Annotated in this window: 1 protein-coding gene; it reads right to left on the reverse strand. The window is 43.7% G+C overall.

Features of this window, described 5'->3' with window-relative positions:
* The coding region (locus tag V7S79_RS12250) for an invasin domain 3-containing protein (protein WP_459490883.1) at positions 1-252 on the reverse strand (252 nt) is incomplete at both ends.

The raw sequence follows: 252 nt of genomic DNA on the forward strand, positions 1-252 counted from the left end.
CACTTGCATCTGAGCTACCACTTGCTGCTGAGATCGTTGATGTTGTGCTATCATCTGTTAATACAACTGTCTTACCAGAAACTGGATTGCTATTCGCATCTTTTAGTGTAACTGTTACTGTTGAGGTCGTTGTGCCATCTGCTGTTACATTGATGGATGGTGCTGAAGTAACTGTTGAGGTAGTTGCACTAACTGCTCCTGCCACAAAGGCTACTCTAGCTGTATCGGTAATGCTCACATTATCTCCTGTTG

The sequence above is a fragment of the Aquirufa sp. ROCK-SH2 genome, assembly GCF_054558315.1.